General features: G+C 67.2%; 22 protein-coding genes and 1 riboswitch. Of the genes, 12 read left to right on the top strand and 10 right to left on the bottom strand.

Annotated elements, in window-relative coordinates; translation table 11 throughout:
• Nucleotides 1-88 precede the first annotated feature (88 nt).
• Complete coding sequence (locus HCO70_RS06200; RefSeq protein ID WP_216665281.1) at nt 89-1,774, bottom strand: divergent polysaccharide deacetylase family protein; 1,686 nt, start codon at nt 1,772-1,774, stop codon at nt 89-91.
• 122 nt (nt 1,775-1,896) lie between these two features.
• Between HCO70_RS06200 and HCO70_RS06195 the strand changes: the two genes are divergently transcribed.
• The 6 genes from HCO70_RS06195 to lexA all read left to right on the top strand — a co-directional run bounded on the left by HCO70_RS06195 (nt 1,897) and on the right by lexA (nt 6,722).
• Nucleotides 1,897-2,478 carry a gamma-glutamyl-gamma-aminobutyrate hydrolase family protein gene (locus tag HCO70_RS06195; protein ID WP_172294075.1) on the top strand — a complete coding sequence of 194 codons (582 nt, stop codon included), beginning with the start codon at nt 1,897-1,899 and terminating at the stop codon, nt 2,476-2,478.
• The gene (trpD, locus tag HCO70_RS06190) at nt 2,475-3,494 is read left to right on the top strand and encodes an anthranilate phosphoribosyltransferase (protein ID WP_172294073.1); all 1,020 of its coding nucleotides are present in this window, start codon (nt 2,475-2,477) and stop codon (nt 3,492-3,494) included. Before HCO70_RS06195 ends, trpD begins: the two co-directional genes overlap by 4 nt.
• Nucleotides 3,491-4,294: an indole-3-glycerol phosphate synthase TrpC gene (gene trpC, locus HCO70_RS06185; RefSeq protein WP_172294071.1), complete on the top strand. Its 804-nt coding sequence runs from the start codon at nt 3,491-3,493 to the stop codon at nt 4,292-4,294. The genes trpD and trpC overlap by 4 nt, the downstream gene beginning before the upstream one ends.
• The gene (gene moaC / locus HCO70_RS06180; protein WP_172294069.1) at nt 4,294-4,770 is read left to right on the top strand and encodes a cyclic pyranopterin monophosphate synthase MoaC; all 477 of its coding nucleotides are present in this window, start codon (nt 4,294-4,296) and stop codon (nt 4,768-4,770) included. The genes trpC and moaC overlap by 1 nt, the downstream gene beginning before the upstream one ends.
• Complete coding sequence (gene glp / locus HCO70_RS06175; RefSeq protein WP_172294067.1) at nt 4,767-5,939, top strand: gephyrin-like molybdotransferase Glp; 1,173 nt, start codon at nt 4,767-4,769, stop codon at nt 5,937-5,939. The genes moaC and glp overlap by 4 nt, the downstream gene beginning before the upstream one ends.
• Before the next feature lie 93 nt (nt 5,940-6,032).
• Complete coding sequence (gene lexA, locus HCO70_RS06170; RefSeq protein ID WP_172294064.1) at nt 6,033-6,722, top strand: transcriptional repressor LexA; 690 nt, start codon at nt 6,033-6,035, stop codon at nt 6,720-6,722.
• A gap of 19 nt (nt 6,723-6,741) precedes the next feature.
• On the opposite strand, the gene HCO70_RS06165 is transcribed toward lexA, so the two are convergent.
• Nucleotides 6,742-8,763, bottom strand: coding sequence for a ComEC/Rec2 family competence protein (locus tag HCO70_RS06165; RefSeq protein WP_172294062.1), 2,022 nt, complete (start codon nt 8,761-8,763; stop codon nt 6,742-6,744).
• A 78-nt stretch (nt 8,764-8,841) separates the two neighbouring features.
• Here HCO70_RS06165 and gltX point away from each other — a divergent pair, with 78 nt between their 5' ends.
• Nucleotides 8,842-10,245, top strand: a complete 1,404-nt coding sequence (gene gltX, locus HCO70_RS06160) for a glutamate--tRNA ligase (protein ID WP_172294060.1) — start codon at nt 8,842-8,844, stop codon at nt 10,243-10,245.
• A 62-nt stretch (nt 10,246-10,307) separates the two neighbouring features.
• Nucleotides 10,308-11,603: a citrate synthase gene (gltA, locus tag HCO70_RS06155; protein WP_172294058.1), complete on the top strand. Its 1,296-nt coding sequence runs from the start codon at nt 10,308-10,310 to the stop codon at nt 11,601-11,603.
• A gap of 226 nt (nt 11,604-11,829) precedes the next feature.
• Here the strand turns inward: gltA and HCO70_RS06150 are convergent, their stop codons facing one another.
• Entirely contained in the window at nt 11,830-12,534 is a 705-nt protein-coding gene (locus tag HCO70_RS06150; protein ID WP_172294056.1) for a haloacid dehalogenase type II, read from the bottom strand.
• A 156-nt stretch (nt 12,535-12,690) separates the two neighbouring features.
• Here HCO70_RS06150 and selD point away from each other — a divergent pair, with 156 nt between their 5' ends.
• Nucleotides 12,691-14,865 (top strand): selenide, water dikinase SelD, encoded by a 2,175-nt coding sequence (selD, locus tag HCO70_RS06145; RefSeq protein ID WP_371742168.1) that lies wholly within the window; start codon nt 12,691-12,693, stop codon nt 14,863-14,865.
• Here the strand turns inward: selD and mnmH are convergent.
• The 4 genes from mnmH to metZ all read right to left on the bottom strand — a co-directional run bounded on the left by mnmH (nt 14,852) and on the right by metZ (nt 18,728).
• The gene (mnmH, locus tag HCO70_RS06140; protein ID WP_172294054.1) at nt 14,852-15,919 is read right to left on the bottom strand and encodes a tRNA 2-selenouridine(34) synthase MnmH; all 1,068 of its coding nucleotides are present in this window, start codon (nt 15,917-15,919) and stop codon (nt 14,852-14,854) included. The two genes, selD and mnmH, sit on opposite strands and share 14 nt — an antisense overlap.
• Before the next feature lie 60 nt (nt 15,920-15,979).
• Nucleotides 15,980-17,083 (bottom strand): GTP cyclohydrolase FolE2, encoded by a 1,104-nt coding sequence (folE2, locus tag HCO70_RS06135; RefSeq protein WP_172294052.1) that lies wholly within the window; start codon nt 17,081-17,083, stop codon nt 15,980-15,982.
• Between the two features lie 63 nt (nt 17,084-17,146).
• Entirely contained in the window at nt 17,147-17,407 is a 261-nt protein-coding gene (locus HCO70_RS06130) for a hypothetical protein (protein WP_172294050.1), read from the bottom strand.
• A gap of 139 nt (nt 17,408-17,546) precedes the next feature.
• A complete protein-coding gene (metZ, locus tag HCO70_RS06125) occupies nt 17,547-18,728 on the bottom strand; it encodes an O-succinylhomoserine sulfhydrylase (protein ID WP_172294048.1) in 1,182 nt (393 codons plus the stop codon).
• Nucleotides 18,729-18,784: 56 nt separating this feature from the next.
• A riboswitch (SAM riboswitch) is annotated at nt 18,785-18,863 on the bottom strand.
• Nucleotides 18,864-18,982: 119 nt separating this feature from the next.
• Between metZ and HCO70_RS06120 the strand changes: the two genes are divergently transcribed.
• Nucleotides 18,983-19,948, top strand: a complete 966-nt coding sequence (locus tag HCO70_RS06120) for an alpha/beta fold hydrolase (protein ID WP_172294046.1) — start codon at nt 18,983-18,985, stop codon at nt 19,946-19,948.
• Between the two features lie 147 nt (nt 19,949-20,095).
• Here the strand turns inward: HCO70_RS06120 and HCO70_RS06115 are convergent, their stop codons facing one another.
• Complete coding sequence (locus tag HCO70_RS06115) at nt 20,096-20,692, bottom strand: inner membrane-spanning protein YciB (protein ID WP_172294045.1); 597 nt, start codon at nt 20,690-20,692, stop codon at nt 20,096-20,098.
• A 10-nt stretch (nt 20,693-20,702) separates the two neighbouring features.
• Entirely contained in the window at nt 20,703-21,605 is a 903-nt protein-coding gene (locus HCO70_RS06110; RefSeq protein WP_172294043.1) for an EamA family transporter, read from the bottom strand.
• Between the two features lie 72 nt (nt 21,606-21,677).
• Here HCO70_RS06110 and HCO70_RS06105 point away from each other — a divergent pair, with 72 nt between their 5' ends.
• Nucleotides 21,678-22,163, top strand: a complete 486-nt coding sequence (locus tag HCO70_RS06105; RefSeq protein WP_172294041.1) for an MgtC/SapB family protein — start codon at nt 21,678-21,680, stop codon at nt 22,161-22,163.
• A 25-nt stretch (nt 22,164-22,188) separates the two neighbouring features.
• Here the strand turns inward: HCO70_RS06105 and ftsY are convergent, their stop codons facing one another.
• On the bottom strand, nt 22,189-23,457 hold the full coding sequence (gene ftsY / locus HCO70_RS06100; protein WP_172294039.1) for a signal recognition particle-docking protein FtsY: 1,269 nt from the start codon (nt 23,455-23,457) through the stop codon (nt 22,189-22,191).
• 424 nt (nt 23,458-23,881) lie between these two features.
• Between ftsY and HCO70_RS06095 the strand changes: the two genes are divergently transcribed.
• Nucleotides 23,882-24,283 carry a hypothetical protein gene (locus tag HCO70_RS06095; protein WP_172294037.1) on the top strand — a complete coding sequence of 134 codons (402 nt, stop codon included), beginning with the start codon at nt 23,882-23,884 and terminating at the stop codon, nt 24,281-24,283.
• Nucleotides 24,284-24,341: the final 58 nt, after the last annotated feature.

The raw sequence follows: 24,341 nt of genomic DNA, 5'->3' as shown, positions 1-24,341 counted from the left end.
TTGGGGGCTCCGCCCCCGTCGCTGCGCGACTCCCCCGGGATATTTCCGACCAGAAGAAGCGGGCGCGACGGCCAGGTACCGCGGCAGGCTATTCCATCGCCATCAGCACCGCCGAGGCGGGCGCGACCGTCACCGTGGCGGCGCGGCTGCCAAGCAGCCATTCCGTCAGGGTCGAGATCGTTTCCGACCGAAGCTGACCGCTGACCAGCACCGCGCCTTCCTGCGCCGCCCGGAAGGCGCCGACGTCGAGGAAACGCTTCATCGCCAGCGGGTCGGTCTTGCCGTTGTCGAACTCGCGGAACACGGCGATGGCCGGGACGCCGGCACTGTTGGCGACCTGCAGGCCGGAGTTCAGACCGCGTTCATAGGTGATCAGCCCCTGCCCCGTCGCCTGCAGGATCTCGGTCACCTGACGGGCGCGGGCGCGGTTGGACTGCAGATCCGCCTCCGGCACATCGAGCACGGCAACCGCCTGCGGAACCGTGTCCATGTAAACTTGGAACGACTGCTCCACATCGCGCGGTCCCGCGCCTTCGGGAACCCGCGCCAGCATCGCCACCTCGTGGCCCGCGGCACGATAGGCCCGCATCGCATCGGCGGCGCCGGGCAGCGACGGATCGAGCCCGATGGTCAGCCGCACCGGAAACTCGGCCAGCGTCGCCGGATCGGGCCGCAGGTCCGGACCCGGATCGAGCAGCAGGATCGCCATCATCGGGCTGCCTTCCGCCGGCTCGAACGGCGCGGCATAGGCAGCCAGCGCGGGACGGTCGTCCTCGACGGCCTCTTCCTCGATCGCGGGTTCCGCGATCTCCGGTGTGTCGCCGATGCTGGGCAGCCGGTTGGTCAGAACGCCGGAGGCGACGCCGTTCAAGCCCGGCTCGGGCAGGCCGAGCGGCGCAGGGCTCTCGGCGGCGGCGGGTACGGCCAGCTCTGTTTCAGCGGGTTCTTCGGCTTCCGCCTCCTCTGCCGGGCTTTCGACAGCGGAGGGAGGCGCGGTCGTCGCCGATGCGACTGTGTCTTCCGACGGCGCATCGGGCGCGGCCGGCGGCGCTGTCGCCGCGATGGCCGTTGATGCGTTTTCCTCGGGCGCGGCGGTCACGTCCGGCGCAGCCTCGGGGGCAGCCGGCAGTGCCGGTGCATCCGCCGAGGTAATCGCGGCAGGTGCGCTGTCTGCGACGGGCGCGGCTTCCATCGCGGCGGGAGTAACCACACCGGGCGCAACGGCTGGCGAAGGAGCGGAAGTTTCGGCTGTGGCAGGCGCCGATACGCCTTCGTCGGGCGCGGCGGGGGCCGGTTCAGGCTCGGGGGCGGCCACCTCGACAGGCGTTTCGGCGTCCGGCGGCTGCACGGCGGGCGGTGCCTCTGCGGCGGGCGCCGCCGGCCGCACGGTTTCGGACGTGGGCGCGATCGGATCCGTCGCCAGCGCCATCTCGGGCCCCGCTTCGGGCGCAGCGGGCTGATCCAGCGCGGTCTCGGGCTCGGTTTCCAGATCGGGCGTCCCGGCGGGCACCGTATCGGGCACCGGCGGCATCGTGGACTCCGGCGCCGTCACCTCGGGCGCGGCGCTGGCCACGGGGGCGGTTTCCTCCGACGGCACGACCGGATCCGTTTCCGGCGGCGGGCGGTTGAATTCGGATCCGGCGGGCACTTCCACCGGCGCCGCTTCCGGCGCCTCGGTCCGCAGCTCCACCATCCGATTGCCGACTGACATCATGATCAGCGCCACCGCCCCGATGAGTACACCGAAGACTGCGCCCGACAGAAATCCGCGCAACTTGCCCGCGCCCCCTTGCGCCATTGTTATTCACGCCAGGCACCTTGACCCTTGGCCCGGCCTCTGAACATGTATAGCGCGATGCAAACCTCGGGGGCACCCCCTAACGAAAAGAGGCCCGCGTGATACTGCTGATCGACAACTATGACAGCTTTACATACAACCTCGCCCACTATCTGGGAGAGCTTGGGGCCGAAGTCGTCGTGCGCCGCAACGACGCTCTGGACGTACAGCAGGCGATGGGAATGAAGCCCGACGGGATCGTCCTTTCGCCCGGCCCCGGCGTACCGGATCAGGCCGGCATCTGCCTCGCCCTGACCGGCGCCGCCGCCGAGACGAAGACCCCGCTTCTGGGCGTCTGCCTCGGGCACCAGACTATCGGTCAGCTCTTCGGCGGCGACGTCGTCCGCTGCCACGAGATCGTCCACGGCAAGCTGGGCACGATCACCCATGAGGGCAAAGGCGTCTTCGCCGGCCTGCCCTCGCCCTTCCACGCCACGCGCTATCATTCGCTGGTCGTCGACCGCGACACCCTGCCCGACACGCTCGAAGTCACGGCAGAGCTGGAAGACGGCGTCATCATGGGCCTGAAACACCGCGAGCTGCCGATAGAAGGCGTCCAGTTCCACCCGGAATCCATCGCGACCGAACACGGCCACAAGCTGCTGCAGAACTTCCTCGGCAAGGTTGCGATCCCGGCATGAGCGACGCCCTGAAACCGCTGATCGGCGCCGCCGCCGACCGCCCGCTGGACCGGGAAGAGGCGATCAGGGCGTTCCAGATCCTGTTCGACGGCGAGGCGACGCCAAGCCAGATCGGCGGGCTGCTGATGGCGCTGCGCACACGCGGCGAAACGGTCGAGGAATATGCGGCCGCGGCCGGCGTCATGCGCGCCAAATGCCATCCGGTGAAGGCGCCCGATGGCGCCATCGACATCGTCGGCACCGGTGGCGACGGCAAGGGCACGCTGAACATCTCCACCGCCACCGCCTTCGTGGTGGCGGGCGCCGGAGTGCCGGTCGCCAAGCACGGCAACCGCAACCTGTCGTCCAAATCCGGCTCGGCCGACGCGCTGACCCAGGTCGGCATCAACGTGATGCTCGAGGCGGCGGCAGTCGAAAAGGCGCTGGAAGACGTCGGCATCTGCTTCATGATGGCGCCGATGCACCATCCGGCGATGGCCCATGTCGGGCCCACACGCGCGGAACTCGGAACCCGGACGATCTTCAACATCCTCGGCCCCCTGACCAACCCGGCGGGGGTCAAGCGGCAGCTGACCGGCACCTTCTCGAAGGCTCTGATCCGGCCGATGGCGGAAACCCTGCTGAAACTCGGCTCCGAAGCCGCCTGGCTGGTCCACGGCTCGGACGGCACCGATGAACTTTCCATCGCGGGCGTCTCCTGGGTGGCCGCGCTGGAGGACGGCTCGGTCCGCGAATTCGAGATTTCGCCAGAGGATGCGGGGCTTCGCGTCCACGCCTTCGAAGACATCCTTGGCGGCACACCAGCGGAAAACGGCAAGGCCTTCCGCGCCGTGCTGAACGGCGATGCCGGCGCCTATCGCGATGCGGTTCTGCTGAACTCCGCCGCCGCGCTGAAAGTCGCCGGCATGGTGAAGACCCTCAAGGAAGGCGTTGAAATCGCGTCGGAAAGCATCGACAGCGGCAAGGCCTGGGCAAAGGTCGATGCGCTGGCCAAAGCGACACAGGGGGCGAAATGAGCGGCACCGTTCTGGACCGGATCAAGGCCTACAAGCTGGAAGAGGTCGCCGCCCGCAAGGCGGCGCGGCCCCTGGCCGATGTCGAAGCAGCGGCGAAAGCCGCCCCCGCCACGCGCGGCTTTGCCGAATGCCTGCGGGAGGCGTCGGCCACCGGCTACGGCCTGATCGCCGAGATCAAGAAGGCGAGCCCGTCCAAGGGCCTCATCCGCGAAGATTTCGATCCGCCGGCGCTGGCGAAAGCCTACGAAACCGGCGGCGCGACCTGCCTCTCCGTCCTGACCGACACGCCCAGCTTTCAGGGCGCCGACGCATTCCTCACCGCCGCCCGGTCCGCCGTGTCCCTGCCCGCGCTGCGCAAGGACTTCATGTACGACACCTATCAGGTCGCCGAGGCGCGCGCGCTCCACGCCGACTGCATCCTGATCATCATGGCCAGCGTCTCCGACGCTCAGGCGGCGGAACTGGAAGACGCGGCCTTCGGCTGGGGAATGGACGTGCTGGTCGAGGTGCATGACAGCGCCGAACTGGACCGCGCGCTGGCGCTGAAATCGCCGCTGCTCGGTATCAACAACCGCAACCTCAAGACCTTCGAGACCACGCTCGACACCACGCGCACGCTGGCGAAACGGGTGCCAACGGACAAGCTGCTGATCTCGGAATCCGGCATCTTCACTCCCGCCGACATGGCCGACCTCGCCGGTCACGGCGCCCGCTGCTTCCTGATCGGCGAAAGCCTGATGCGGCAGGCGGACGTGGCGGCCGCCACGCGCACCATCCTGGCAGATCCGGTTCCCGCCTGATGCCCGATCTCACGCATTTCGACGCCAAGGGCGACGCCCACATGGTGGACGTCTCAGACAAGGAAGTCACCGCACGCACCGCCGTCGCTGGCGGCTGTGTGAAGATGTCCAGGGAAACCCTTGAAATGATTACCGAAGGACGCGCCAAGAAGGGCGATGTCGCCGGTATCGCCCGCCTTGCGGGGATCATGGGCGCCAAGAAGACGTCAGAGCTGATCCCGCTCTGCCATCCGCTTCCGATCACCAAGGCGTCGGTGGAAATCGTGCCGGACCCGGCGCTGCCCGGGCTCAGGGTTCAGGCCACCGTAAAGACGACCGGCCAGACCGGTGTGGAGATGGAGGCGCTGACCGCCGTCACCACCGCCTGCCTGACGATCTACGACATGGTCAAGGCGGCCGAGAGATCCATGGAGATCACCGATATCCATCTGCTCTACAAGGATGGCGGCAAGTCCGGGCGTTACGAAGTTCCATGATTACAGTCGCCGAGGCGCTGGACCGGGTCTTTTCCCTCGCCAGTCCGCTTGGCACGGAAACCGTGCCGCTCATGCGCGCCGCGGGCCGGGTCCTCGCCACCGATGCGGTGGCCTGTCGCGACCAGCCGCCATTTCCGTCCTCCGCGATGGACGGCTATGCCGTCCGCAACGATGAAGTGCGGCCCGGGGCAAGTTTCCGGGTCATCGGTCAGTCCGCCGCCGGGCACGGCTTTTCGGGCAGCGTCGGCGCGGGCGAGGCCGTGCGCATCTTCACCGGTGCGCCAGTTCCCGAAGGCGCCGACCGCGTGGTCATTCAGGAAGACACGGCCGCCGACGGCGATACGATCACCCTCGGGGATCAACTCGACGAACAGCTCTATGTCCGTCCCTCCGGCGGTGATTTCCATTCAGGAACAGTCGTTTCCGCGCCAAAGCTGATACGGCCGCAGGACCTGTCGCTGCTGGCCGCGATGAACATCGCGGAGGTCGAGGTAAGCCGCCGGCCCGTCGTTGCGCTGATCGCTACGGGCGATGAACTGGTAATGCCCGGCGAAGATCCCGGCCCGGACCAGATCATCGCGTCGAACACTTTCGGACTGAAGGCGATGCTGGAGGAAGCCGGCGCCGAGGCGCGCATGCTGCCCATCGCACGCGACAACGCGGCCTCTCTGAAGATGGCTTTCAAGTTCGCGGAAGGCGCCGACCTGATCGTCACCATCGGTGGCGCTTCGGTCGGCGACCACGACCTTGTGGCGCCGGTCGCCGAAGAGCTTGGGATGGACCGCGCCTTCTACAAGATCGCGATGCGCCCCGGCAAACCGCTAATGGCCGGCAAGCTTGGCGGGGCCGCCATGCTGGGACTGCCCGGCAACCCGGTGTCTTCCCTGGTGTGCGGCCATGTCTTCCTGCTGCCGCTCGTGCGCGCCATGCTCGGCCTCGGCCCGCATCCGGCACAGCGCCGGACCGCAGTTCTTGCCAGCGACATCGGACCCAATGGCGCGCGCGAGCATTACATGCGCGCTCACCTCACCGCCGACGGCATCGCGCCCTTTGATCGTCAGGACAGCTCGCTCCTCACGGTTCTGGCCGCCGCCGACGCGCTGCTGATCCGGCCCGTTCAGGACGGGCCGCGCAAGGCGGGCGAAACCGTCGACTACATCCCCCTCTGACGCAGAGCGTTGACACATAACGGGAACGGGCGTAGAACATTCCTCGAACGTGGGGCCGCGCGAACGATGGCCCGCGACCGAAGGGAAGAAGCCATGCTGACGAAGAAGCAACTGGAACTTCTGGATTTTATCAACAAGCGCATGCAGCGTGACGGTGTTCCGCCGTCTTTTGACGAAATGAAGGACGCGCTGAACCTTCGCTCCAAGTCCGGCATCCACCGCCTGATCACCGCACTTGAGGAACGGGGCTTTATCCGCCGCCTCGCCCACCGCGCCCGCGCGATCGAGGTGGTGAAGCTGCCCGACGCTCTGGACAAGTCCCCGGGCTTCACCCCTCGCGTGATCGAAGGCAGCCGCGGCGAGAAACCCCGCCACGCGGTCCCTGTCGAGACCGGCAATGCCATCGACCTTCCCCTGATGGGCCGGATCGCCGCCGGTGTCCCGATCGAGGCGATCTCGCACGCCGAACACGACGTCTCGGTGCCCGGCAGCATGATCTCCTCCTCCGGCCACCACTACGCGCTCGAGGTGCGCGGCGACTCGATGATCGACGCCGGCATCAACGACGGCGACATCGTGGTGATCCGCGAAACCTCGACGGCGGATAACGGCGACATCGTCGTCGCACTGGTCGAGGGGCACGAGGCGACGCTCAAGCGGTTCCGCCGCAAAGGCAGCGCCATCGCGCTCGAGGCGGCCAACCCCGCCTACGAAACCCGCGTCTTCCGCGACGATCAGGTGAAGGTGCAGGGCCGGCTCGTCGGCCTGATCCGCACATACTGACCGCCTCTCACGGCACGCTTCACGGCCCGGACCACAACCGGCGCGCCCGGCTGCGCGCGCCGACGATCCGCAGGCTGCCCACCTCGGCAAACACCGCCAGCGCCCCGGTTTCGCGCAGTTTTGCCTCGTCCATCAGCAGGCACGGCCCCGCCGCCTCCGCCGCGCGGTTGATGACGACCAGCGAGGCCGTGCGGCAGCTTTCCTCCACCCGCTCCGCCGCCCCCCGCCCGGTCAGGTGCACGATGCTCCCCGCGCCCAGGTCGTACCGCCCCGCCTCCGCCCGTCCGAACGCCGCCAGCTGTTCCGCTGCGTCGCCGTCATTCTCCAGCCAGCTCAGCGCGACGAACCCCTCGCCCCGCGGCTTCGAAAGCGCCCGCCCCTCCGGCGTCATCACACCCACCAGCCCCCCGGTTTCCGAGATCAGCACAGGCGGCCTCTCCGCCTGCGACCACAGCAAGAAAGCCAGCGCCACAGGCGCCAGCCCCGCGAACCGCGCACGACCCTGCCACAGGATCAGCCACAGCATCCCCAGCGCGAATAGCGGCAGCACCGCCGCCCCCGGCACCACCACCGGCGTCACTGCGCCCTCCCACGCCGCCACCCGATGCGCCACGCCCAGGATCCACTCCACCGCCGGGCGCATCACCCCCAGCGCCAGCCACGACAGCCCCAGCGGCCACAAAAGCCCCGCCAGCACCGCCGCCGGCATCACCACCGTGCCCATCAGCGGCACCGCCAGTAGGTTCGCGATCAGCCCGTAATCCGCAATGCGGTTGAAATGCGCCGCCGCCACCGGCGCGGTCGCTGCCCCAGCCACCGCCGAGGAGATCACCAGCGCCGCCACCGGCCGCAGCCAGCGCGGCACCGACCATCGGTTCCAGTCCCGCAGCCAGCCGAACACCGCCACCAGCGCCGTCGTCGCGGCGAATGACATCTGGAACCCCGGCTCGGTCAGCGTTTCGGGCCGCAGACACAGCACGATGATCGCGGCGATCGCCACCGCGCGCAGCGTGATCGCCCGCCGGTCGACCAGCACCGCCGTTAGCATCACGGAAATCATGATCATCGCCCGCTCGGTCGCGACATTCCCGCCTGACAGCAGGTAGTAAAAGAACGCCGCCGCCAGCGCGCCGACCGCCGCGATCTTCTTCACCGGCCAGTGCAGCGCGCAGAACGGCACCAGCGCCATCGCCAGCCGCACCGCGCCAAAGACGAACCCCGTCAGCAGCCCCATATGAAGCCCCGAGATCGCGAGCAGATGCGCCAGGTTCGACGCGCGTAGCGCCTCCAGCGTCTCGTGCCCCATTCCCGACCGGTCCCCGGTCGTGATCGCTGCGGCAAAGGCCCCGGCCTCCCCCGGCAGCGCCGCCTGCACCGCGGCCGAGATCCGCATCCGCAGCCGGTGAATGCCCAGCCCCGCCGCGCCTTCATCAGGCGGCGCCAGCACCAGCACCGGCGTGCGCGTATAACCCACGGCCCCCAGCCGGTCGAACCAGGCCAGACGCCGGAAATCGAACCCGCCCGGCTCCACCGGTCCCGCCGGCGGCGACAGGTTCGCGGTCATCATCACGGTCAGCCCCGGCTCCGGCGTGACCCAGCGCTGGTCTCCATGCAGCGAGACGCGCACCCGCGTGGGCGTCCGATCCGGCGCGACGCGTTCCAGCACCACACGATCCAGCGTCAGTCTCGGCACGTCCGAGACCGACCGGTCGATGGCCACGATCCGCCCCTCGACCGGCCCGTAATAGCGAAAACCCAGCACCGGCTCCGCCACGAGGTTCGCGCGCAGCCCGCCCAGGCACAGGCCCGCGAGCAGCAGCGCCGGGGCAAGGCAGAACGGCGCCGCGCGCGCGCCAGACCACAGCACGGCCACCGACAGCGCCGCAATTGCCACCAGACATCCGGCGTACTCCGCGGGCACCGGCTCCCGCAGCAACGCGAAATACAGCCCGATCCCTGCACCCAGCACAACCGGCACCCAGGGAAACAGGTGTCCCCGCTGAGCCTCCACCGCCGAGGCGAGCCAGCGGAACAGCGCCACACTTGTCCTCCCTCAGCCGATTGACTAGACCCTGCCGGGACTAGCCAATCATCCTTTCCAAAAAGTAAAAGCGCCCCCATGAACGACGCTCCCGTAGTCACCCGTATCGCCCCGTCGCCGACCGGCTACATGCATATCGGCACCGCCCGGACGGCGCTGTTCAACTGGCTCTACGCGCGCGGCCGCGGCGGAAAGTTCCTGCTTCGGATCGAGGACACCGACCGCGCCCGTTCCACGCCGGAGGCGACCGAGGCGATCTATCGCGGCATGCGCTGGCTCGGCCTCGACTGGGACGGCGACGCGGTCAGCCAGTTTGCCCAGGCGGACCGGCACGCCGAGGTGGCCCACGAACTGCTTGCCCGGGGCAAGGCCTTCAAATGCTTTTCGACGCAGGAAGAAATCGCCGAGTTTCGCGAGGCCGCTCGGGCCGCGGGCAAATCGACCCTGTTCAGGTCGCCGTGGCGCGATGCCGACCCGTCGACGCATCCGGATGCGCCCTACGTGATCCGTATCCGGGCGCCGCTGGAAGGCACGACCGTGATCAGGGACCGCGTTCAGGGCAACGTGACCATTCAGAATGACCAGCTCGACGACATGATCCTGTTACGATCGGACGGCACACCGACCTACATGCTTGCCGTTGTCGTCGATGACCACGATATGGGCGTGACCCATGTGATCCGGGGGGACGACCACCTCAACAACGCCGCGCGCCAGATGCTGGTGTTCGAGGGAATGGGATGGGATATTCCCGTCTGGGCGCATATCCCGCTGATCCACGGCCCCGACGGCAAGAAGCTGTCCAAGCGCCACGGCGCGCTGGGGGTCGAGGAATACCAGGCTATGGGCTTCCCCGCCGCCGCGATGCGCAACTATCTGGCCCGACTCGGCTGGTCCCATGGCGATGACGAATTCTTTACCGATGAGCAGGCAAAGGAGTGGTTCGACCTTGATGGAATCGGAAAGTCGGCGGCCCGCTTCGACATGCAGAAACTTGAACATCTGTCCGGCCAGCACATCGCCGTCGCCGGTGATGATGCACTCGTAGCGGAAATCGTCGCATATCTCGCCGTTGCCGGGCTTCCGGCGCTGGATGAACGGCAGATCGACGGCCTCAAGCGCGCCATGTTCTGCCTGAAGGATCGCGCGAAGAACTTTCCGCAGCTCCTTGAAAAAGGGCATTTTATCCTGTCCAAACGTCCGTTCGAACCGGATGAGAAGGCGGCGAAATCACTGGATGATGTATCCCGTGGTATACTGGCTGAATTGACGCCGCAGTTGCAAAATGCTAGCTGGAACCGCGACACTCTGGAAGGTGTCGTGGCGCAAGTGGCAGAGGCCAACGGCACCAAACTCGGTAAGGTGGCGCAGCCGCTTCGGGCCGCCCTCGCCGGACGCACGGTGTCTCCCAGCGTCTTTGATATGATGCTCGTAATCGGCCGCGAGGAAACCCTCGCACGGCTGAACGACGCAACCGCTTGACCCGGGCCTTCGGGTCCTATGGCCGCCCGCTTCTGGGCGCACCTTTACGAAAGGGGATGAGGATGGCAGACAGCAACAAGACGGCGACGCTGACCTTCGATAACAAGAGCTTCGAATTGCCTATGCACTCGCCGACCGCCGGGCCCGACGTCATCGACATCGGCAAGCTCTACGGTCAGGCTGACGTGTTCACCTTCGACCCCGGTTTCACCTCGACGGCGGCCTGCGCCTCGACCATCACCTTCATCGACGGCGACAAGGGCGAACTGCTGCACCGCGGTTACCCGATCGACCAGCTCGCCGAGAAATCCCATTTCCTCGAGGTCTGCTACCTCCTGCTTTACGGAGAGCTGCCGACCGCCGAGCAGCTCGAGGATTTCGAGAACCGTGTGACCCTCCACACGATGCTGCACGAGCAGATGACCTATTTCTACCGCGGCTTCCGCCGCGACGCGCACCCGATGGCCGTCATGGTCGGCGTGGTCGGCGCGATGTCGGCCTTCTACCACGACTCGACCGACATCAACGATCCGTGGCAGCGCGAAGTCGCCTCGATCCGGCTGATCGCCAAGATGCCGACCATCGCTGCCTGGGCCTACAAGTACCACATCGGCCAGCCCTTCGTGTATCCGCGCAACGACCTCGACTACGCGTCGAACTTCCTGCGCATGTGCTTCTCGGTCCCGGCCGAAGAGTATGAGGTGAACCCGATCCTCAGCCGCGCGATGGACCGGATCTTCACCCTGCACGCCGATCACGAGCAGAACGCCTCGACCTCGACCGTGCGCCTCGCCTCGTCGTCCGGCGCCAACCCCTTCGCCTGCATCGCAGCCGGCATCGCCTGTCTCTGGGGCCCCGCCCACGGCGGCGCCAACCAGGCCTGCCTCGAAATGCTGCGCGAGATCGGCACGCCCGACCGGATCCCGGAATTCATCGAACGCGCCAAGGACCGGAACGACCCGTTCCGCCTGATGGGCTTCGGCCACCGCGTCTACAAGAACTTCGACCCGCGCGCGAAGGTGATGAAGCAGTCCGCCGACGAGGTGCTGGAGCTTCTGGGGATCGAGGACAACCCGACCCTCCAGACCGCCAAGGAACTCGAAAAGATCGCGCTGGAGGATGATTACTTCATCGACAAGAAGCTCTATCCGAACGTCGATTTCTACTCGGGCATCATCCTCGACGCGATGGGCTTCCCGACATCGATGTTCACCCCGATCTTCGCGCTGGCCCGCACCGTCGGCTGGGTCGCGCAATGGAAGGAACAGCTGTCCGATCCGGCGCACAAGATCGGCCGCCCGCGCCAGCTTTATACCGGCAAGACGTTCAGAGATTACGTGGAGGTGGAGAACCGCTGACCTCAGCGGGACTTCGGCAGAGAGAGGGCGGGCCCAACCGGGCCCGCCTTTTTCTTTGAACCTTACGCTGCACCGGCGCGACCCATATCCGAAGGCGCTTGGATCGCGCCACCCGCGCCGTCTCTCCCCGGTGTGGGGGCAGGACCCCCAGGGCGGTCCCGGGCCCGCACGGCTTCCGCAAAAGCCGTGCGGGTTCCGCCTCTTACGGCAATCACCTCATCTGCTTTTACGCCAGCGCATCCGCCAGCCCGGTCAGGCTGTCGGTGACGAAATCCCAGTCCTCCTCAGCCTTCAGATCGGCTGTCTGCCCGGGCCCGTACTCTGTGGTCCGCAGGATGAACGCCGTCTGCAGCCCCAGCGCACGCGCCGCACGCAGATCGCCGTTATGCGCCGCCACCATCATGCAGTCGCCCGGCGCCAGATCCAGCGCCTCGGCCGCCCGCAGATAGACCGCCGCGTCGGGCTTGTACGCCCGCGCGATCTCCGCCCCCAGGATCGCGTCCCACACCAGCCCGCCATGCCGCGACAGGTTGACCATCAGCGCGATGTTCCCGTTCGACAGCGTCGCCACGATCCGCTGCTGCTTCAGCCGCGCCAGCCCGGCCGCACAGTCGGGCCATGGGTCGAGCCGGTGCCACACCGTCGTCAAGTGCCACAGATCGTCCCCGCTCAGCCCCCTGATCCCGTGCCGCGCCAGCAGAACCTCCAGGTTCTCCCGGTGCAGAACGTCCAGCGCCACGTACTCGCGCGCCCCGCTCCGCACCGCATCCATCGCCGGCTGGTACAGCGCCCGCCAGTCCAGCGCGAACTGCTCCCAGTCCAGCACGACCTCCCGCGGCGCAAAGAACGTCTCCAGCTCCGAAATCACCGAACTGCGCCAGTCCACCACCGTCCCGAATACGTCGAATAACAAAGCCTTGGGGCCCGTCATTGAAACCTCCTCCGTCTCCCTTTCCGCAAGCATACCGGCACGAGCCGGAACCCGAAACGGCCTTAATAACCTCCCGCGACAGCAGGGCGCGCACAGCAGGGACTCGCCCCCGATCCCGCCACGCGGTAGCTCTGACGCAGGAACGGAGCGGTACCGATGATGCAGACCCTACCCCTGACCCGCGAACTGGTGCTGATCGGTGGCGGCCACACCCATGCGCTGGTGCTGCGCCGCTGGGGGATGAAGCCGGTACCGGGCGTCCGCCTCACGGTCATCGACCCGAACCCCACCGCGCCCTATACCGGCATGCTGCCCGGACACATCGCGGGGCATTACGACCGCGACGCGCTGGAGATCGACCTTGTCCGCCTTGCCCGCTTCGCCGGCGAACGGCTGATCCTCGGCGCGGCGACGGGCATCGACCGCAACGCCCGCCGCATCCACGTCGCCGGTCGCCCGCCGATCCCCTTTGACATCGCCTCCATAGACATCGGCATCGGCTCGGCGCCGCCCGCCCTGCCCGGTTTCGCGGAACACGGGGTCGCCGCCAAACCGCTGGGCCCCTATGCCGAGGCCTGGGCCGCCTTCTGCGCCCGTGTCGCGGACGGTGTCGCACCCGACATTGCGGTGATCGGCGCAGGTGTCGGCGGGGTCGAACTGGCCATCGCCATTGCGCATGCGCTGCAAAACCAGCGCAAAACCCCGCAAATAACGGTCTTTGACAGCGCAAAAGCGCTGCCCGGCCTGCATTCCCGCGCGCGGGGCAAACTGCTGCAGGAACTTACCCGCCACGGCATCATCCTCCGGGAAGAAACCGGAATCACCGAGGTCACCGCCACAGAGGTCCGGCTTGCCGACGGCTCCACGGTCGCCTCACAGTTCACGCTGGGCGCCACCGGTGCGCAGCCGCAGGGCTGGCTCTCCGAAACCGGCCTCGACCTGACAGACGGCTTCATCACGGTCGGCCCGACGCTGCAAAGCTCCGATCCGCAGATATATGCCGCCGGCGACTGCGCCCACCTCTCCCACGCCCCGCGCCCGAAGGCCGGGGTTTATGCCGTCCGCGCCGCCCCAGTGCTCTATGACAACCTCCGCGCGGCGCTCACCGGCCAGAACCGCCAGCGCCCCTTCCGTCCGCAGGGCGACTACCTGAAACTCGTCTCGCTCGGCCGCAGATCCGCCCTGATGGAGAAATGGGGCATCGCTCTCGCCTCACCGGTTCTCTGGCGCTGGAAGGACGGCATCGACCGGAAATTCATGCGAAAGTTCCACGAGCTGCCGGAGATGCCGCAACCAGCATTGCCACGTACCCACGCCGAGGGCATGGCCGAGGCGCTCGGCGACAAGCCCGCCTGCGGCGGCTGCGGCGCCAAGATCGGTGGCGGCACGCTGGGGCGCGTTCTGGCCAGCCTCCCCTCCGCCCACCGCAAGGACGTTGAAACCCGCCCCGGCGACGATGCCGCCGTCCTGAACCTGAACGGAACCCGTCAGGTCGTCACAACCGACCACCTCCGCGCCTTCACCGAGGATCCGTGGCTGCAGGCCCGCATCGCCGCCGTCCATGCGATGGGCGACATCTGGGCGATGGGGGCGGAACCGCAGGCAGCGCTGGCGCAGGTGATCCTGCCACGCATGGCGCCGCCGATGCAGGAGGCGTGGCTGGCAGAGATCATGGCCGCCGCGGCGGACGTTTTCGGCGCGGCAGGGGCGGAAATCGTCGGCGGCCACTCCTCGCTTGGCACCGAGCTGACCGTCGGCTTCACCGTCACCGGCCTGTGTCACCGCCCGCCGATCACCATCGGCGGCGCGCAGCCCGGCGACACGCTGATCCTGACGAAACCCATCGGCTCGGGCACGCTGCTTGCGGGGGAAATGCAGGGCAAGGCCAGCGGCCGTGACGTGATGGCGGCTCTGGCGCTGATGGCGGAACCGCAGGGCCAGGCGGCAGAGATCCTGAGCACCGCCCACGCCATGACCGACGTCACCGGTTTCGGCCTCGCCGGACACCTGCAGGCGATCTGCGAAGCGTCCGGTGTCGCCGCCGAGCTAAGCCTCGCCGCCGTCCCGACCATGACCGGGGCCGAGGCACTGGCAGCCGGGGGCATCCGCTCCACGATCTACCCGGAAAACCGTGCGCTGGCCGCGCGCATCACCGTCGCTGAAAGCGCGAAAGCGGCGCTTCTTTTCGATCCGCAGACGGCAGGCGGGTTACTAGCGGCAGTGCCGCCGCAGGAGGCTGACCGCCTCCTGTTCCAGCTTCAGGATCGCGGCATCCCGGCGGCGCGCATCGGCGCGATCACCGATGGGGCGCCCTTCGTCACTGTGACCTGACCTGCCAGCCACTTACCGCGTCGGCGATCCGGTCTGCGGCCCGTTCCAGATCGTCGCCGTCCAGCGTTCCCGCCTCGACCTCGGCCAGCACCTCGCGGTCGTGGCCCGACCGCCATTTCTCGTAACGCGGATCGTAATGCCGGGCCATCAGCTCGCCCGCCAGCGAAACGTCGTCACCCACCGCCGCCATCGCCTGCCACGCCTCCACCTGCGCCCGGCCCTGATACGGGATCAGCTGGTCCAGCGTCGACGCCAGCAGCTCCCGGTCGGCGGTGATGTCGGCATAGGCCCGCGCCAGATAACGCGCCCGCGCGCGCAAGGATGCGACGATCCGGATCGCCGGCGCCGCTCGCATCGCCGCCCAGACAGAAGGCGGCACCAGCAGCTCGCCGATCTTCGACGACTCCGCCTCCACAACCACCGGCCGCGCCGGATCGGCCCGGGTGAATGCCTCTGCCAGCGCCGACTCGAACGCCTTCTGCGACGGCTGCCCGCCCGTCACCGCGCCGAACAGCGACCCGCGATGCGCCGCCAGCCCTTCCAGGTCCACCACCTGCACCCCGCGCACCGCCAGCAGTTCCAGGAACTCCGTCTTCGCGCTGCCGGTATTGCCGTCCAGCAGGATCAGCCGGTGCGGCAGCGCCGTCTCGTGCAGCATCCCCGCCACCAGCCGCCGGTAGGTCCGGTACCCGCCCTCGACGGTCTGCGTCCGCCAGCCGATCTGGCTGAGGATCGACGCGAAGGCGCCCGACCTCTGCCCGCCGCGCCAGCAATAGACCAGCGGCTGCCAGCCGCCATCCTTCTCCGCCAGCGGCCCCTCCAGATGCGCCGCAACGTTCCGCGCCACCAGCGCCGCGCCGATCTTGCGCGCCCGGAACGGGCTTTCCTGCGTGTAAATCGTGCCGACCCGCGTGCGTTCCTCGTTCGACAGCGCCGGCAGAGAGATCGCGCCGGGCACGTGATCCTCGGCATATTCCGCCGGAGAGCGCACGTCGATCAGCGTGTCGAACGGGGCCTCGTAGAACTCGGTAAGCGTGGCGAAACTCAGCGGCATGACCGTCTGGTTAGACGAAAACCCCGCCCGCTGGAATGCCCGTTTCGGCGCCCCGCCCGCTCAGCCGACGTGAAACAGCGACTCGAACAGCCGCGGGTCGAGGCTGGCATTGGCAAAGGTCCGCCCCTCCGTCAGCACGGACACCGCATCGTGCGAATGCAGGCTCTCCTGATGGCTCGCCACCACCCGGAAATCGCCGATCCGCGGGTCGGCGATCAGCTGCTCGGAAAACAGCCGCGCCGCATCCTCGACGAAGATCGGGTTCGCCGCGTTCAGCTCGGCAAAGGCCTGCTCGTCCTCGCGCTTGACCATCACCTGCGTCTCGGTCGGCACCGCCCGGCGGCACATGTCGATCAGGTCCTCGAACCACAGGATTTCCTGCCCTTCCGCCACCACGACCGACACCCGCGCCACCGACCGCTGCGAATGCGGCGTGGCCAGCTGACCGCGCGTCGCCCGGGCATGCTCGGACAGCTCCAGCGAGCACGGACAGGTCGACGAATAGACGTAATCCAGATGCACCACGCGATACTGCTGGCCGTCCTGCTCCACCAGTTCCAGCGCGATGTCGTAATACTGGTACCCTTCCAGCCCCGACCGCAGGCTTTTCACCTTCTCGGGAAACCGGAACCGCATCATGATCCGCGCGTCGAAGCTGCCCAGATCGGCCTTGTAGTCCTCTAGCGTGTCCTGAATCACCTCGAAACTGAAGGTCTTCTCCGAATGCCGGTAGAAAGACCGCATGATCCGCGACATGTTGATGCCCTTCTTCTCGGCCTCAAGGCTGACCGTACCGGTCACCGAGGTTTCAAGCGTCAGGTCGCCGTTGTTGCGGGTGTGATACCGGATCGGCAGGCGGAAGTTCGAGATGCCAACATGCTGGATCGCCCGCTTGGCGCCGCGGATCAGGCTTTCCGGCCCGTTCTGCAGGTCCGGCAGCGTCGCAAGATAGTTGGGACCGGCGGTGAAATCCTCCGGATAGGCCCGCGCCAGCGCCGGATAGGTTTCCGCGCCGGGCTCGGCCAGCAGCCGCGTCAGCGCCGGGTCCAGGGCGGTGATCTCCTGCGGATGCGCCGCAGTCGCCCAGTCGCGCAGCACCGCAAGCGCACGCTCCGCCGCTGCACGATCGGGTTTTCCATTGGGGATCTGGGTCCGCACGTTCATCTCTGCCTCCGAGTCTGCCGGATCGGAATTAGGGTCATCTGACCGTCGTTGTAATCGAACATACTACCATACGATGTCAAAGGCGTTTTGGATCATCCAACGCGAGAAATAGGTATCCGCCCACCTCCAGCCGATCAACGGGTCCGGATCGGTGGTGTTCAGATAGCTCGCCCCTGTTTCCGGAACAGGGGAAAAGAAAGCGAATGTCATCAACTGCAAATGAAACTGGAACGGGCGGGTGTGGTCAGGCTGTTCGACCCTGCGTTCCCAACCACGCTCCGGCAAGCCGCGATACGGCAGGCGGAACGCAGACCCGTTGGTCACATGCGCGCACCGAAAATCCTCCCGGCGGTTTACCAACGGTTAAGAAATCGGCGATAACCAATGTAACAGTGGTATGAAGGGGTAACGAGTTTGGCCGGCAAACCATTGGTTGCCGGCCTGTTTCTGCCCACCTTATCCGTCAGACTCGCGCCAGCGCCTGTTCCACGTCCTTCAGCAGATCGCCCGCGTCTTCCAGGCCCACGCTCAGGCGTACCAGCCCTTCGGTAATCCCCAGCGCCGCGCGCTGCTCCGGAGTCAGCCGCTGATGGGTCGTGGTGGCCGGATGCGTCACGATGCTTTTGGAATCGCCCAGGTTGTTCGAGATCGTGCAGATCTCCAGCGCATTCAGGAACCGGAACGCCGCCTCCTTGCCGCCGGCAATGTCCAGAGACAGCACAGTGCCGCCGCCCTCCATCTGCCGCTTCGCAAGGTCAAATTGTGGATGCGAGGCGAGGTGCGGGTAGATGACCCGCGACAGCTTGCCGTGCCCCTCCAGCGATTGCGCCAGCTTCAGCGCCGTGTCGGACGATGCCCTGACCCGCAGGTCGAGCGTATCCATACCCTTCAGCATCACCCAGGCGTTGAACGGCGACAGCGCCCCGCCGGTATGCTTCAGATAGGGCTCCAGCGTCTTGCGGATGAAGTCGCGCGTGCCCAGCACGACGCCGCCCAGGCAGCGCCCCTGCCCGTCGATATGCTTGGTCGTGGAATAGACGACGACATCGGCGCCCTGTTCCAGGGCACGGGAAAAGATCGGTGTTGCAAAGACGTTATCCGCGATCACCAGCGCGCCCACCTCGTGCGCCAGCGCCGAAACACCCTCGATATCAATCACTTCCAGCGTCGGGTTCGACATGGTTTCGAAGAACACCGCCTTGGTGTCGGGGCGCAGCGCCGCCTTCCACGCGTCCAGATCGGTGCCGTCGACGAAATCCACCTCCACGCCATAGCGGGTCAGGATGGTCTCGAGGATGTACAGGCAGGACCCGAACAGCGCCCGCGACGAAACCACGTGGTCGCCCGACTTCAGCAACGACATGACCGTGGCGTTGACCGCCGCCATGCCGGAGGCCGCAGCAAACGCATCCTCAGCCCCCTCCAAAGCGGCGATGCGCTCTTCGAACATGCGCACCGTCGGGTTGCCGTAACGGGCGTAGATGAACTCGTCATCGCCGACCTCGATGAAACGGGCCTCCGCCTGTTCAGCGCTGTCGTAGACGAAGCCCTGTGTCAGAAAGATCGCTTCGCTGACCTCGCCGTACTGACTTCGACGAATGCCCTCGTGCACCAGTTTCGTGCGGGTGTTCCAGTCCTTGCTCATGCCTCGCGCCTCCTTATGCGCATTAAAAAACCCCCACCGCAGAGAGCGTCGGGGGTTCGGGACCGGCCGCGACCTCTTTAGCGGCATATTTAACGTGGCCCGCAATCCGGTGAACAAATCGCCACGGTCCCCGCGATAGACGCATTTCCGCAACGGGTCAACACCGTCACATGGATGTAATAAGTTATTCACAGGCATGTCGTATGGGACGCTTATCCGGGCGCCACAAGATCTAGTAGTGGATGCTAGGGGCCATGCCACTCCTCAGGGTGAATGCCGGGGCCGACGGTCCGGTCCTTCACGGGGCCGGTAACCTGGAAGCCGAAGTCGCGCAGGCGGTTGCCCGCCTCGCGCCGGGGGATCCGATCATCCTGATCGTCCACGGCTTCAAGTTCTCGCCCGCCTCCGCAGAAACCAGCCCGCACGACCATATCTTCTCGCTCACGCCCGCGCGGACCTGCTGGAAGGCGCTGTCCTGGCCGCGCCATCTGGGCTTTGGCCGCGACCGCGACGGCGAGGGCCTGTGCATCGCCTTCGGTTGGGAGGCGCGCGGCACGATCTGGCGCGCCTGGTCAGAGGCACGGCAGGCCGGGCTGGCAATGGCGGACCTGATCACGATGATCCGCCGCCACCATGACGGTCCGGTGGACATGGTCGGTCATTCGCTCGGTGCGCGTGTCTGCCTGACCGCGCTGCGCTATGCCCCGCCGGCCAGCATCGGACGCATGGTACTGATGGCCGCCGCCGAATTCCGCGCCGCGGCCGCCGCGGCGATGGCGTCACCGGCCGGACGTACCGCGGAAGTGCTGAACATCACCACGCGAGAAAACGACGTCTTCGACGCGCTGATCGAATGGTTCCTGCGCGCACCGACCCGGGGAGACCGGGCGCTCGGCCTTGGCCTGCCGCATGCCAACTGGCTCGACATCCAGATCGACGCCGACCGCACCCGCGCCGCCCTCGACCGCCTCGGCTTCCGCATCCCGGCGCCGAAACGCCGCGTATGCCACTGGTCCTCCTACCTCAGGCCCGGCCTCATGCTGTTCTACGCCGACCTCCTGCGGAACCGCGAAACCCTGTCGCTCAACCGCCTGCGCCACGCCCTCCCGCGCGAGGCAGAACCCCGCTGGGCCCGCCTCCGCCCGCATCACGGGCTGTTCGACCACGACGACGATTGCCCCGTCATCCCGGAACCCCGAGGCCCGGGCCTGCTGCAATAGGCAGCTGCAGTTTCCACGAAATCTGCGTTATCAGGAAACCTGCCGATAATATCCCGGGCGCTTGATCACCGCTCACGCCCCGCCCGGCGTCCACGCCGGGCAGCGATCAACCAAAAAACCCAAGTCAGCGCGGCCCCAGGGCCCCGCTCACTCCTTCTCCACCCCGTATTCCTGGAACAGCTTCCCCTGCAGCATGAAGAACGCGAACAGCCCGATCGTCAGCCCGAAGGTCTTGAAGTTCACCCAGGCATCCGTCGACATCGTCCGCCAGATCACCTCGTTCAGCACCGCCAGCACCAGGAAGAACACCGTCACCCGCTTGGTCAGGATCATCCACCCCTCGTGCCGCATCGGCAACATCTCTTCCATGACCAGCTGCATGTAGCTCCTGCCCCGCAACAGCCCGAACCCGAGGATCCCCGCGAACAGCAGGTAGATGATCGTCGGCTTCATCTTGAAGAACCGCTCGTCATTCAGCCACACCGACAGCCCGCCGAAGATCACCACCAGCACCAGCGTCACGATCTGCATCTTCGACAGCGTCCCGGTCAGCCGCCACAGGATGAACGTCGTCAGCGCCAGCAGCGGAATGAAACACGCCGTCACCACGATGAACCCGGAATATTCCGTGCCCCCGATCATGAACACCCGGTCCCGCAGCAGGATATAGCCCACGAAAAACGCGATGATCGGCCCCATATCCAGCGCCAGCTTCACCCCGCCGTTGATCTTCTTCTCAGCCATAAGCTCTCTCTCAGCCCCCAAGTTCAACTATCACGGCGCCCGCCGCGATCAATGCCATCAGCAGAAGCCGCCGCGGCCCCACCGTCTCCTTCAGCACCACCCAGCCGATCAGCGCCGCGAACACGGTCGAGGTCTCGCGCAGCACCGCCGCCTCGCCCACCTTGTCCAGCCGCGTCGCCACCATGATCGACCCGAAGCTCGCAAAGGCCACCAGCCCGCCCACAACGCCCCGCCCCATCAGCGGCCCCAGCGCCGGGCGGTGGATCATCGACCGCCAGCGCAGGGCCGCCAGCACCGGCATCACCAGCCCGTCGATGAAGAAGAACCACGCAAGGAACGTGAACGGATCCGCCGTCGCGCGGATGCCATAGGCGTCATAGGTGGTGTAGAACGCGACGAACCCGCCCGTCACCACCGCCAGTCCCATCGCCACCGGCAGCCGCTCGCGGTCCACGTCCAGGAAAATCAGGTTGTAGACCGCCAGCCCGAAGATCCCGCACAGAAGCACCGCGACGCCCAGCCACTGCACCGGCGTGAACACCTCGCCGAAGATCAGGTAGGCGCCGATCACGGCGAAAAGCGGCCCGGTCCCGCGTACCACCGGATAGACGACGGTATAGGCGCCGCGCGAATAGGCCATCGCCTGCAGCAGCTTGTAGACAGAGTGAATGACGAAGGCCCCGGCAAGGATCGGCCACAGATGCGGCTCGGGCCAGGGCACCACGAAGAACGCGAACGGCGCCGCCATCGCGCCATAGCTGAAATCGATCGCCCCGCGCGACAGCCACGGATCGTGCCGGCCCTTCTGCAGCGCACCGAAGACCGCGTGCAGGAACGCGGCGATCACCGCCAGCCACAGCGCCAGCACATGCCCCGCCTCGGTCCCTTCCAGCGAGATCAGCCAGCCGCTCACGCAGGTTCCCCCTCGAATCCCGGCGCCGTCATGTTACCGTCACGCAATGAACCGCAATCCGGTGAACCGGCCATGTGGACTGAAATCGTCAACGAACTGACCGGCAGCTTCGCCTCGGTGCCGTGGCCCGTCGCGGCCATCCGGCTGATCTCGGCCATGGTGCTGGCGGGCCTTATCGGGTTCGAGAGGGAATGGCGCGACAAGCCCGCGGGCCTGCGCACACATATCCTTGTCGCGCTCGCCGCCTGCCTGTTCATCCTGGTCAGCCAGGAGCTGTCCGCCCTGCCCTTCGGCCCGTCCGAGGAGGCCCTGCGCATCGACCCGCTCAGGCTGGTCGAAGCGGTGACCGCCGGCGTCGCCTTCCTCGCCGCCGGCATCATCTTCGCCTCCGGCGGCAAGGTGCACCACGTGACGACAGGCGCCTCGATGTGGCTCGCCGGCGCCATCGGCCTCGCCTGCGGCGCCGGGCAGTTGCCGCTGGCGGCGCTCGCGACCTTCATCACGCTGGCCGTGCTGCTGCTCCTGCGGCTGTTCGAAAAGGGCATCGGCACGCGCTGAGCGTGCCGCCCGCCCCTGCCATGTCTCACCCGGCCGTCTCCAGCCCGGTCAGCGCGGCGGCGAACTCCTCGGGGTCGAACGGCGCCAGATCGTCGATCTGCTCGCCCACACCGATGGCATGGATCGGCAGCCCGAACTTGTCGGCCAGAGCCACCAGCACGCCGCCCTTGGCGGTGCCGTCGAGCTTGGTCATCACCAGCCCGGAGACATCGGCGATATTGCGGAAGATCTCGACCTGGTTCACCGCGTTCTGGCCCGTCGTCGCATCCAGCACCAGCAGAGTATTATGCGGCGCGCTTTCATCGCGCTTGCGGATGACGCGCACGATCTTCGCCAGCTCCTCCATCAGGTCGGCGCGGTTCTGCAGCCGCCCGGCGGTGTCGATCATCAAGAGGTCCGCGCCCTCCGCCTCGGCCCGCGCCATCGCGTCATAGGCCAGGCTCGCCGGATCGGTGCCCTGCGCCACTGTCATCACCGGCACCCCGGCGCGCTCGCCCCAGACCTGCAGCTGTTCGACCGCCGCGGCGCGAAAGGTGTCGCCTGCCGCGATCATAACCGACTTGCCCGCCGCGCGGAACTGGCTCGCCAGCTTGCCGATGGTGGTGGTCTTGCCGGACCCGTTGACACCCACGACCAGCACCACCTGCGGCTTTTTAGGATAAAGCGGCATCGGCTTCGCGACGGTCTCCATGATCCGGCCGATTTCCTTCGCCAGCAGTTCCTTGATCTCTTCGACCGACAGTTTCTGCCCGAACCGGCCCTCGGCCATGTTCGCGGTCACCCGCAGCGCCGTGTCGACGCCCATATCGGCGGTGATCAGCAGCTCTTCCAGGCTTTCGAGCATGTCGTCGTCCAGCACCCGGCGCACGACGGTCTTCTGCTCGCGGCCAAGGATACGCCCCAGAAAACCGCCGCGCGGCGCGGGAGCCGTCCGCTCCGTCGGAATCTCCATCGGCGCCGGACCCGTCGGCGTCTCCCGCGGCGGCGCGGGCGGCACCTCGGGCGGAGCGGGCGGCGTTTCGGCCGGCGCGGGCGGCACCTCGGTCGGTTCCGGAGGCCGCACCGGGTCCGGACCGGGATCGGGCGGGGTTTCAGGCGGCGTCTCCGGCTGCGGCTCAGGCGCAGGTTCCGGCTCCGGCTTCGGCGCGGGCGAAGGATCGGGCGCGGGCGTGTCGGGCACCGCCGCCTCGACCACCTCTTCCACGCCCCCGTCCTCGACGATCGCATCGAGCCCCTGCTCGAGCTTCGACGAGGATTTGAACATCCGCTCTTTCAGTTTTCCGAAAAAGGACATCCGCCCTCCTGTTCTCAGCGTTCCGTTCAGGTAATCCGTTCCGCCCGCCGTGGAAAGGCCCCCTCCCCGGAAACGCCGCGATGCCGATCCGCTTCGGAGCCACCCTTGCCTGAGACAGGGCGGACGGGCGGCGGGGCGGCGATCAAGGAGAATCGCCGAGGGGCCCCGCTTGCGGGGAGACGGCTATTCTCCTTGAGCGGCGTGCCGGCGGCTGTCAGCAAAGGCGAAGGCCAGGGAGGCTTCGAAGCGTGCATCCGCCTTGGTGAACCTGAAGCTGACCCGTAACCGCGCCACAGGCCCCCGGGCCGACAAAAGCGTCGCCCGACCGCAGGCCGGAATAGGCGCGCGCGGAAGCGCTCCGCTGACCCCGGCCACCGTGACGGAGGGACTGGTTCGCGCTGCCGCTTTCTGGCACTCTCGCGCCATGCGTTTGCTTGCATCCATTCTGCTCGCCGTTACCGTGCCTGCCTGCGTGCTGGCCGAGGACGTCATGAGCGGCGCCGAATTCGAGGCCTATGTCGAGGGCCGGACCCTGACCTATCACGATCAGGGCGTGGCCTACGGGATCGAACAATACCTGCCCGGACGGCGCGTCCGCTGGGCCTATATCGGCGACGAATGCTGGGACGGCTACTGGTACGAGGACACGCAGAGCAATATCTGCTTCGTCTACGAGGACAATCCGGAGCCGAAATGCTGGCGCTTCACCCGGCGCGAGGGCCGGATCTCGGCGCTGTTCATGGGAACCGATGAGGGCCGCGAACTCTACGAGGTGATGAACAGCCCCGAACCGCTGACCTGCATGGGACCCGACGTCGGGGTCTGAGGCCGGGGGCGCCTCGCCCCGGGTTTCCGGACGGCGCGCGCCATCCGAATTTCCCGCC

Source organism: Pseudoruegeria sp. HB172150 (assembly GCF_013184805.1).
In the GTDB taxonomy this organism is placed as follows: domain Bacteria; phylum Pseudomonadota; class Alphaproteobacteria; order Rhodobacterales; family Rhodobacteraceae; genus Psychromarinibacter.
This window is presented reverse-complemented; position numbering and strand designations above follow the sequence as displayed.